Source organism: Plectonema cf. radiosum LEGE 06105 (assembly GCF_015207665.1).
Classification (GTDB): domain Bacteria; phylum Cyanobacteriota; class Cyanobacteriia; order Cyanobacteriales; family Nostocaceae; genus Rivularia; species Rivularia radiosa_A.
The window spans coordinates 23394-34319 of sequence record NZ_JADEWL010000071.1; the positions used below are offsets into that span (position 1 = coordinate 23394).

6 protein-coding genes are annotated in these 10926 nt (G+C 41.3%); 3 read left to right on the forward strand and 3 right to left on the reverse strand.

All coding sequences use genetic code 11. The annotated features are described in order from the left end of the window. Positions 1-48 precede the first annotated feature (48 nt). Positions 49-711 (reverse strand): TetR/AcrR family transcriptional regulator, encoded by a 663-nt coding sequence (locus IQ247_RS19340; RefSeq protein WP_193922735.1) that lies wholly within the window; start codon positions 709-711, stop codon positions 49-51. A 147-nt stretch (positions 712-858) separates the two neighbouring features. Between IQ247_RS19340 and IQ247_RS19345 the strand changes: the two genes are divergently transcribed. Both IQ247_RS19345 and IQ247_RS19350 read left to right on the forward strand, forming a co-directional pair. Beyond that, positions 859-1614: a hypothetical protein gene (locus IQ247_RS19345; RefSeq protein WP_193922736.1), complete on the forward strand. Its 756-nt coding sequence runs from the start codon at positions 859-861 to the stop codon at positions 1612-1614. 87 nt (positions 1615-1701) lie between these two features. Then, positions 1702-2706 (forward strand): NAD-dependent epimerase/dehydratase family protein, encoded by a 1005-nt coding sequence (locus IQ247_RS19350; protein WP_193922737.1) that lies wholly within the window; start codon positions 1702-1704, stop codon positions 2704-2706. A 349-nt stretch (positions 2707-3055) separates the two neighbouring features. Here the strand turns inward: IQ247_RS19350 and IQ247_RS19355 are convergent, their stop codons facing one another. Continuing rightward, entirely contained in the window at positions 3056-7075 is a 4020-nt protein-coding gene (locus IQ247_RS19355; protein ID WP_228059876.1) for a CHAT domain-containing protein, read from the reverse strand. Between the two features lie 461 nt (positions 7076-7536). After that, positions 7537-8235 carry a hypothetical protein gene (locus tag IQ247_RS19360; protein WP_193922738.1) on the reverse strand — a complete coding sequence of 233 codons (699 nt, stop codon included), beginning with the start codon at positions 8233-8235 and terminating at the stop codon, positions 7537-7539. A gap of 539 nt (positions 8236-8774) precedes the next feature. Between IQ247_RS19360 and IQ247_RS19365 the strand changes: the two genes are divergently transcribed. After that, positions 8775-10844, forward strand: a complete 2070-nt coding sequence (locus tag IQ247_RS19365; protein ID WP_193922739.1) for a DNA polymerase III subunit gamma/tau — start codon at positions 8775-8777, stop codon at positions 10842-10844. Positions 10845-10926: the final 82 nt, after the last annotated feature.

Consider the following 10926-nt stretch of genomic DNA (forward strand, 5'->3'; position numbering starts at 1 on the left):
ATTTATGGGGGGATATTGGACAGAAAAGTGTGATGCTTAATCGTTAATTTATTCGATCATAATAGCCGATTGTGGGTACTTGAGTGAATGGGGTTGCGGCGAGGATAAAATCGCCCCGTGTAAATAAGCTTTAATTGCTGCCACTTCACGAGGATCGCCTGTTTTTTCATCCTTACCCGCTACCAAAACTCCTTCAATACGCAAAGATGCATATCCTTGAATCATCGCCCAAGCTGCGATCGCTCTTGTCTGTGCTGATTGAGCAGGCGCTCCATTCACAAGATCCATTGCTTCGATGTGGTTCAGAAGAATATCAAACATCTTTCTGCGCGGTATTGCAACATCAACTTGTTTGGAGTCAAACCACTCGGAACGAATCATCAGCTTAAATGTATTCGGATTTTTAATGGCAAAATTAACAATGGCTTGCCCCACAGCCAGAAAACGCTTTTCTAGATCATCTCCGACTTGCTGACAAGCGTTTTCTACTGATTGGACAGCATCTTCAAAAGCCTGGGCGACATAGGCAGTCATTAAAGCTTCTTTATTCGCGAAGTGGTTGGCTGGTGCGCCATGTGACACCCCGATATGTCGGGCGATCGCCCGCATGGATATAGCTTCTAGCCCTTTAGTTTCAAGCAGTTCCCCTGTCGCTCTAAGCAATTCTTCCCGCAAGTTGCCGTGATGATATCTAGCTCTGGATTTTTCCACTTTTTGTGTTGTTTTTGCTGTCATGTCCTTATTTTAATCATGCTTAAAAAAAAATATGTTGACAACGTCTATATTATTATCTATCTTATATATAGACATTGTCTACATAGGAACATTATACAAAATCTTGCACAAGGGAGAAGAAATATGCTTAATGGACAAATTCAAAAATTGGCAATAACCGCAGCGATACTCTTCGTGTTGCAAAATATCGTTTTCTTTACAGCCTTTGGAATTTTAGGTGGCGCTATTGGTTGGCCGGGGAGCCTCGATCTTCCCGCAGGGGAAAGTCTTCCTTTAATCCGTGAAAATGCTGGGGCTGTTTTTCAGGGGTATTACATTTATCTCATGTCTGTAATCATTACACTGCCCATGTGGGTGTTAACGCGGCAGGCACTTTTAGGGCGGATGGATGCTATTAGCCGGGTAATTTTTGATCTGGTCGTATACTTGTGTATCGCTGCTGTGTCTGCCAAAGCACTCGGAATTCTACGCTGGCTGTTTGCTATGCCTTACCTAGCTAGGTTGTTAGAGAGCGATCCTTCCAGCCAACCGATGGTGACTATGATGTTCGACATCCTTAATCTTTATGCTGGTAAAGCCGGAGAGCATCTGGGAGTGCAGCTTTTCTCGGCTCTTTACACTTTATGTGCCGGGTTTGCTCTGACTCGCATGAGTGGTACTTTCCGCTTACTCGGTATAGCTGGAATTATTGTCGGAATCCTATTTCTACCTTATGGCGATCTTCTGGGACTCGATAACGGAATTTTCCTAACGGTCTCGGGTTTTGCCAACACAGCTTGGACGATTGCACTTGCCTTTATCCTAATTATGAAACGCAAGTGGTTGGGTTCTGGTAGTGCAGAAAAGTCCCTGTCGCCATCTTATAGTACGAGCCTCTAGCCACTGCTATTTACAAATATGATGTCTGTAACACACCACAATAATTTTATCTAAGTAAAAACCGATATATAAAGGAGACTAAAAAAAATGAACCAATCACAACAAAACAAGAAAAACTGCACAGTTATTTTAGGTGCAAGCGGCGGCTTTGGTACTGACATAAGTGTTGAACTGTTAGCTCGTGGAGAAACACTCAGACTGGTAACACGTTCTCCGCAAAAGCTGCCAAATGTTCTTCAAAACAATACATTAGTAGAAATCAAGCAGGATACAGATGTGCTTGATATTGATTCTCTGAGCAAAACTTTCTACGGTGCGGATACAGTTATGTTCGGTCTCAACCGTCCCTATCCGGAATGGGAACCGTTCATGCCTCGCGCTCTGGAAGCTACCATCAAGGCTGCCCTCATGCAGGAAACACCACCTAGAATAGTTTTTCCCGGAAATGTTTACGCCCTCGGTACTCCAGGGGAAACTCCTTTTGATGAAAATGCAGTCAATGCTTCTTCCACTAAAAAAGGACAAATCCGAGCCAAACTAGAAAATATGTTACGCCAAGCTAGTGAAAAACACGGTTTAAAGGTTCTGATTGTCAGGGCTTCTGATTTTTTCGGACCTAACGTGCGTAATGGATTTGTAGACAGAATATTCGGCAATATAGTAGAGGGCAAACCAGCGGATATTTTCGGTGCGGGTAAAACTCCCCATCAATTCACCTATGTGCCTGATTTAGCAAAGGCTATAGCTGAGTTATTGCAGAACCAAGAATTTGGGGTTTTTGAGATTGTCAATGCACCTTCGATTGCAGAAATTTCCATAAAGGATTTGGTTGATATGGCTGCACATAAAACAGGACAACCACATTTGTCTGTGCGCTCCATGCCCTGGAATATGGTTTCGCTGATTGGCATATTTTCACCAATGTTGCGTGAAGTAGCGGAAATGAAATATCTTTACGAAATGCCAATTCGGCTTGATACGTCAAAATTTGAAACCCTTGTACCAGGCTTCAAGCCGACTTCCCTAGAAGAGGCAATTAGCGAAACTTTGAGAAGTTACGGCGCTACTGTCGTCACAAATCAATCTTTATAAATTGGCTCAAACGATAGAAACTGCTAGTAAAACGGTGGAATCTGGGAAGACTTTGTGGGGAAATATTCAACCTGTTTTGAAGAAACTTCTTCCTTACTTTGGGGTTGCAAAGACTTTTTTTGGTTTGTAATTTGAATTGCTTCTCAAGGTTCCGCTATGACTCTAACATTTCACTAAATTCTCGGTATAAACCAAATATCGGGAGACGTAGCAGTGCTACGTCTCTACATTATTAATTTGATACTACCTAAAATATTTATTTAGTCCGATGGTGCGTTACGGAATTATTAAAATAGTAATCTTTGAATAATATTATCTCGTGCCGTAACACACCCTACAATGAACATTGTTAATTGCTAACTCCCCCAATCACAAACGCTGCCCAATAATAAGGATGACTGTACAATTTTGTATCAGCTTCCATTTGACTGGTTCTATATAATTGTGTAGCGAGTTGCGCTTTCATTCTCAATCCTTCAGGAGGAAGTTGATTCAATAGGTTTTCGTACCATTTTGTCAATTCTCCTGCTGTCAATTCTTTCAACCATTCCACTGCTTCTTTTAAGGCAATTACCGATGTTTTACCAGATTGCAATCTGCGATAAAATTCGATGATTACTAAAGCGTTAGCGGTTGATTCTACTCTCCACAAACTACTTACTACGTGTTTAACTCCTTGACTTAATAAACCACTGGTTAAACCTGCATATTCAGTGGTAATTTGTTGCTTGTTTACCGCAATTTCACACGCTGACAGGGTAAACAAATTATAACGATGAAGTGGTTTTTTACAAATTTGATCTAGGGTAATTTTGTCTTCCCAAGCTAATAATATTTCTGAGATTGAGGAATTAGCCTTATCGTTTGCATAACCGTAAAAATTAAATATATTATAATTTCCTGCTAAAGCATTTTCTACTTGTGGTTTTGTCGCTTCTATTCCCTGAATACGATGGGGATTATGAAAAAGTTGACTAATAGCTAAAGCCGCTAATTTGGCAGATTTAAAGGGAGGATAATCTTTAGTATCGGGATGTTCTACACTCAGTAATTTTGGTGAAGATTTATTCGTAGAATGCTTTTGTTGTTGTAAATTTAATCCGATTTGCAAGCTGGGTAAATAGCTGATGGCAAATTTTGCGGAAAATAACCCGTGTAAAGGAAATTTATGTAAATCGCGGTGAGGAATTAAAATAATATTACTAATTCCTTGAAGTTCCTGTTCGATGCTGCCGATACACAGTATTTCTCGGAGTTGCGCCATCCGCCGCTCCATATCCCTACGCCAGAAATGATTAACTTTACTTTGTTTATCCCTGTTTTCACTGCGATAGTCAGCATATTCCCGATTCCATTCTTCGAGCCAATCGGCAAATTCTACCAACCGATTAATTGCTTCGGGTAAGGGATATTCATCTGGCGCTACATTCAGAACTGGTGTAAATACGGGAATTGGTTCGGGAGCGTTGGGCTTAATGATAAAAGTACGTAAACTTGATGGACTGATATGCCAGTAAATTGCAGCGGTTGTGGGATTAAGTAGCTGTAAAATCGATTTGTAATTTGGTGAGTTAATCTTATCCGTCCAACCGTACAACAGCCAAGTTAAACAAGCATTTTTACCATGTTCGGCGATTTCTAAGCCTTGGACGATTTCACCGTACTGAATGGCAATTTCAACCGCTAACTGTTCAAAACCAATATTTTTTAGAGTTAATTGCTTTCTGTTTTCGTCGCTACGATTTGGTTGAGTTAACAATTCTTGCAACAAATCGGTGCTGTATTGATGCAACTCCTGAGCTTGCTTGGTTTCCCTCAAACCAACCAAAACTTTAATGAAGTTTTGTAATACTTCTAAATGCAGCTCAGGAAAATCATCTGCGGTAATCGTCACCAATGCTTGATTATACTCATCCACCGCTTCATACCAATAATCACGGGGAGTAGAATATCTTTTACCAATATCGTAATAACAATTACCGATTGCTAAATGTAATCTACCCCAACCTTCTGGCTGAGTATTGTCACTGACATATTTTAAAGCTTCTAAATAGCTGGCTAATTTACCTTGTTCACCCCGCGCATTCAAAGCGGAATTGCTTTGGGCAACGGGACTAGATAAACTTAATTGAGAATCAAAATTTTGGGATTTTTCTGCCGCACTACCTCTACCAAGCCAAGCTTCCCAATAATCGGCTTTGATTTCCAAAGCGCGATCGTAACAAAGAATAGCTTGTTCGTATTGTTCTATATAGAACAGCGCTACCGCTCGATTGTACCAAGCTAAGTGGAAATTCGGCTCAATTTCTAAAGCTTTATCGTAAGATGTAACCGCTTCTTCTCTACTGCCCAAGTTATCCAATGCTACAGCGCGGTTAAACCAAGTTAAGTAGAAATCCGGTCTAATTTTCAAAGCTTCATCCCAAGAAGCTATAGCCTGGTTCCATTGTCCTAATTGGCTCTCGGCTACACCTTTGTCAACCCAAGCATCGTGTAAATACGGTTCCAACTCCAGAGCTTTATTGTAGGAATCAATTGCATCTTCATACCTTGCATTGTTCGATAGCGCCACACCCCGGTAATACCAGTTTTCTGGGTCTAACGGTTCCAATTCCAATGACTTATCGTAACTGAAGATAGCTTGATCGACACGTCCTAATTTCAGTAACGCCAAACCATTGCTAGACCAAGCTTCTTGGTAATTAGGTTTAATTTGAATTGCTGTATTAAAAGAAACAATAGCCTCTTCAAAAAATCCCAATTCACCCAAAGCTCTACCCCGGTTGTACCATCCTTTATAAAAATCATTTTTAATTTCAATTGCTTGATCGTAAGAGGCGATCGCATCTTCCAACTGTCCCAAATGAAACAGCGTTAAACCCCGGTTAAACCAATATTCATGGACATCAGGCTTGGTTTGTACCGCTTTTTCATACAATTCAATAGCTAATTCTAAATTACCCGCTCTAGCTTGGGAAAGTCCTTGATAAAACCATGCTTCTGCTGCTTGTGCTGCGCTGTCATCCTCAACTACTTGATCTTCATCAGTAACTTGAGAAACTGACCATCGTCCTTCTTCCAACCCAGAAGCAAGCTGTTGAACTAGATTTGCACTTTCACCCAACCGAACCAACAATTGATCTATGGCGGTTGTTACAGTGGGTTCCACAGAAGTTGTAGAAGTTGTAGATAATGTAGTTGAATCGAGAAATTCCGCTTCTACAACAACATCATCATCATCTTCTTCTACTTCCTCAGCTAATTCCAATAAAGCATTAAAGGTTTCGTCTTCTTCATCTTCAACCGAATCTTGAATCGGTACTTTAGTTGTGTCCAAAGGCTGATCTTCAACTGCATCTGGAACTGGTGCAAGAATTGTATCTTCTTGATTTTGTTCGGGATAATCCCAGACCAAATCGCTCAAATCATTGATAAACTCTTGTTCTGAAGCATTAACAGAACTTTTATCGTTGTTTTGCCCTGTTTCTTCCTCTTTCCAGAGTAATTCTCCCAAATTACTTACTAAATCTTGTCCGGGAGTAACTTCTTGTTCTAATTCTTCTTCAAATCCTGTTTTGTTAGTATTTTCAGCAGGTACTTCTGGTTCGTCTAATTCTTCTTCATACTCAAATATTTGTTCGTATAAAGCTTCGGGGAACTCTTGGGATGACAAAATCCGATGCTCCGCAGTGTTTGCAGGTGCGATCGCGTTACTACTCGGCTCGTAATTTTCCCATAACAATTCGCCGAATTCACGGATCAACTCTTGTCCGGGAGAATCTTCTAAAGATGTAGTCTCAAATTGACCATTTGTAGCAATTGATTCAATTATCAGTTCTTCTGATTGAACATCAAAATCATCTTCACCATTCGCTGCAATTGGTTGAATAATTAATTCTTGGGAAATGGAAGAACCAGAACTCAGCGGTACACCGCCCTGTAACGGCTGTGCTTGCGCTGATCGGCTTTCCCCGGTCAACCCTTCAAATTCAGTAGATATGGGAATCGAATATACTGTTTGCTGCTTAGCATTCCGTGTCAACAATTGGATGCCGATATCGTAAGCAACATCTCCGATTTCACCGATTTCGAGTTCACCCAAATCCACCATTCTCGAAGCTAACTCGTGATTTGGTGCTGATGAAGCTAAAATTTTATTGCCAAAATCTTGCAACCACTCCAACCAACGCTGTTGAGAAACGCGATGTTCGATATTTTGCAGCCATCTTTTCGCCCAATGCTGTTCTCGACCTTGATATACCCCTTCTAAAAGTTGGGTAAACAAAAATTCCAGATCCGAATTCGTCAGTTCTGGTAACTCCCTAGCCGTCTGCATCTCCTTCTCTCTTCTCGAAGGAGTCTGCTTCATGCCAAAAAACTGTTGGATAGACTTTAGGAACCTCTGCACTAGCCGCCTGAGCATCTGCTGCATTGTTAAATGTAGTTCACATAGATTTTAACGAGTGCTGTGTAAAAAAAATAAATAGTTACGTAATAGGCTACCAAAGTATGTGAACTTTTCTACAAATGCAACCAATTACGCCCGTAAAAAGTCAGAGTTCGCTGCTAGAGAAACCCTGATTTTTAGGAACACTCGATAAAACATAAACTTGTGGGATGAGAAGTAACATTGCCACTTCTGAGATAACTTAACAAACTTTCCGGAAAATAACTTGCTAGACAAGATACGCTTTGAAAACAAAATAAACTTGCTCGACAATTCCGTATATTTGGCAGAAAATTATTAAAAATTAATGTGATTGATTTCAATGCACATTTAAGTTTAGAAGTCAAACATTTAGATTTTGAATAGTAATATTTACTTGCATCTTATCTGGCAACGTTGTACTGATTAACTAATGTTTGGATAATCACTTGCGGGTCATCTGTTTCAATTCCCAGTTGTTGGGCAATTTGCGATCGCAAATCTACATCGTCTTGGATTAACTCCATTAACTCTTCGACAGTAATGGTTTGATATTCTCCTTCCGTTTCGCTTGCTGTTTGTTCTACTTGCTCTTGTTGAGTCAGCGGTACAGGTGCCTGCGCTGACGGGCGTTCCTCAGTGAAACGCGATTGAGCTACAGTATTTTGTATGGGAGCATCAGGTCCAGCATATTCCCATATAGGTTCGACTTCGTTACGAGTTAATAACCGCATTCCGATATCGTAAGCAACATTAGAAACCGGACCAACTCCCAATTCACCTAACTGTACCAATCGAGAAGCCAACTCATTATTTGGTGTTGATGCAGCTAACAACTTATCGCCAAATTTTTGTAACCATTCCACCCAACGTTGCTGGGGAACTCGATGTTCGATATTTTCTAACCATTTTTGCGCCCAAGCTTGTCCCCGTGCTTGATGAACACCTTCTAAAAGCTCTGTAAATAAAAATTCTAAATCTGTATCGTTAAGAGGTGGAGGTGGTGAAGTCGGAGAATTGTGTTTATGCGAAGTATTTTGCTGCTTTGTGCCAAATAACCTTTGAAAAAACTTTTTCAGCCATTGTATCAGCCGTCTTAGCATACAGGCACCCATAGCGTGTTAATTACCTTAAAATTGTAGCTACTACTCACCCGTTTTCTTTAAGTGTTTGTTTTTTTTAAGATGTAAATTTTACAAATTAATTGGAATTAAATCAGTGAACAGTCAACAGTTATCAGTTATCACGGTTTCAGTTGGGGATTTAACCCCGACTGAAACACACCACTTTTAGAAGTGGGGGACTCTGACTCCCAATTGATTTACAGTTTTTAACTGATAACTGATAACTGATAACTGATAACTGTTGAGGGGACAGTTGACAGTTGACAGTTGACAGTTAACTAACTCCTTACTCTAGGTCTGAAGACGGTGAGCGTTTGTACTAACAAATTTTAGATTAGAAAGTTGAAGCTCATAACATGAGAATAAGGCTTCTGAGTAGTACTATATTAGTACACAGTCTTCAGGGGTACTCCCAACTCCCAACTCCCAACTCCCAACTCCCAACTCCCAACTCCTAACTCCTAACTCCTAACTCCCAACTCCCAACTCCGAAAAGCTTTCACGGCGCTGTCTCCTCCATGTCTTACGAACCGCTGCATCATAAATATCGCCCAAGGACTTTTGCTGAATTAGTTGGACAAGAGGCGATCGCGACTACTCTTACAAATGCAATTAATACCCTTAAGATTGCTCCGGCTTATTTATTTACTGGTCCTAGAGGGACGGGTAAAACCTCTAGCGCTCGCATTTTGGCGAAATCCCTTAATTGCTTGAATGGCGATCGACCAACGCCACAACCATGCGGAAAGTGTGACGCTTGTCAAGGAATTAGTAAAGGTGCCACTTTAGATGTGATTGAAATTGACGCTGCGAGTAATACGGGTGTCGATAACATTAGAGAAATTATTGAAAGAGCGCAATTTGCTCCGGTGCAATGCCGCTATAAAGTTTATGTAATCGATGAATGCCATATGCTCAGTACTCAGGCATTCAATGCATTGCTAAAAACATTAGAAGAACCACCGAGACACGTTGTCTTTGTTTTGGCGACCACAGACCCCCAAAGAGTCTTACCAACAATTATTTCGCGCTGCCAAAGGTTTGATTTTCGACGCATTCCTATAGACGCGATGGTGCAGCATTTAAGACATATCGCTGTCAAAGAAAATATTAATATCACAACAGAAGCCATTACCTTAGTTGCTCAAGTCTCTCAAGGAGGATTGCGAGACGCTGAAAGTCTTCTCGACCAATTAGGTTTATTATCAGGAGAAATAACACCAGAAAAAGTTTGGGATTTAGTTGGTTCGGTCAGCGAATACGATTTACTAGACTTATTAAAAGCGATAGTCTCCGACAACTCCGAAGCCGTAATCGACTGTAACCGCAAAATATTAGACTGTGGTAAAGAACCTTTAATTATTCTCCAAAATCTCGCTTCCTTCTACCGTGATTTACTCATTGTCAAAACTGCACCCAGCCGTAATGATTTGGTTGCTTGTACTCAAGCGATGTGGGGAATACTCACAGATGTTGCTCAAAATCTAGAAATAAGTACGATTTTGCAAGGACAGCAGCACCTACGTACCTCCGAAGTGCAAATCAAAAACACTACTCAACCGCGTTTGTGGCTGGAAATCACCTTACTCGGATTATTGCCATCTGCGATCGGCGTGCCGATTGCGATTCAGCCACCAGCTATTGGCTACCAAGAAAACCGATCTAAATTTAACTCAAGCCCACATAACTCCAGCCCACCGAAAGCAAACATTCACCCCCAGGGTGCGGTTGATCATCCTCCAACACCTCATAGTGTTGTACCTTCTCATCCACCTGCTTCCAACAACATCGCAACTCCGAAAGCATCAGAAAATGGAAATGGAACCAGAAAACAATACACCACACCACAGCCAGAATCTTCTACCCCCTCTACTGCTTCAGTTGTTAATAATTCTTCTCCTGCTTCTCCCCCACCGAACCCCTCCCCACCTCCAGAAATTCCCGCACAAATTAACGTAAACCAAATCTGGCAACAGGTACTCGCCAACTTCTTACCAGTTTCCCGACGGGAACTACTGCGTCAAATGTGTCGCATTGTGGAGTTTGATGGCTCTATGGCTAGGGTTGCCGTCAAAGAAGCATGGTACAAGAAAGTACAACAAGACCAAGAGAAAATTACAACAGCATTTCAAGTAACTTTTAACCGTCAAATCCAAGTAAATTTAGAAATAGCCAACGCGGCTACACCTACAAACTCAACTGCTGCGACTTCGACTCCAGTGCACTCAGAGCCGGATGCTTCTGCTACATACATACCACCACAAGCACCACTACAACCTCCATCCCAAGCAGTACCTCCTTCCACCCCAGAAAAAACCCAACCATCTCAAATTTCCACTCCCAGAACTCAACCGAGCCCAGCAGCAAACAATACTGCTCCTCCAGAGCAAGCAATTCCAACACCTCCTCAACCAGAGACAACATCAAAAGATCCAGAAATTGATCTGATCATGAACGCTGCTCGACGTTTAGCACAAGCATTAGACGGAGAGATTATTCCATTAAACGAAGAACCAACAGAAATATCCGACGAACTCGCTGATTCATCGGAATTAGAAGAACTTGATGAAGATGATGTGGAGTTTTAAGAGTAGAAGTTAGGAGTTAATTGATGGTTGATGGTTGTTATTTATTTCTCCCGATCTCCCCATCTCCCGATCTCCCCATCTC

What these genes read in the sequence shown, in the direction of transcription:
- IQ247_RS19365 (WP_193922739.1), top strand. Translation starts at nt 8,775, where the DNA reads ATGTCTTACGAACCGCTGCATCATAAATATCGCCCAAGGACTTTTGCT.
- IQ247_RS19355 (WP_228059876.1), bottom strand. Translation starts at nt 7,075, where the DNA reads ATGAAGCAGACTCCTTCGAGAAGAGAGAAGGAGATGCAGACGGCTAGG.
- IQ247_RS19350 (WP_193922737.1), top strand. Translation starts at nt 1,702, where the DNA reads ATGAACCAATCACAACAAAACAAGAAAAACTGCACAGTTATTTTAGGT.
- IQ247_RS19360 (WP_193922738.1), bottom strand. Translation starts at nt 8,235, where the DNA reads ATGCTAAGACGGCTGATACAATGGCTGAAAAAGTTTTTTCAAAGGTTA.
- IQ247_RS19345 (WP_193922736.1), top strand. Translation starts at nt 859, where the DNA reads ATGCTTAATGGACAAATTCAAAAATTGGCAATAACCGCAGCGATACTC.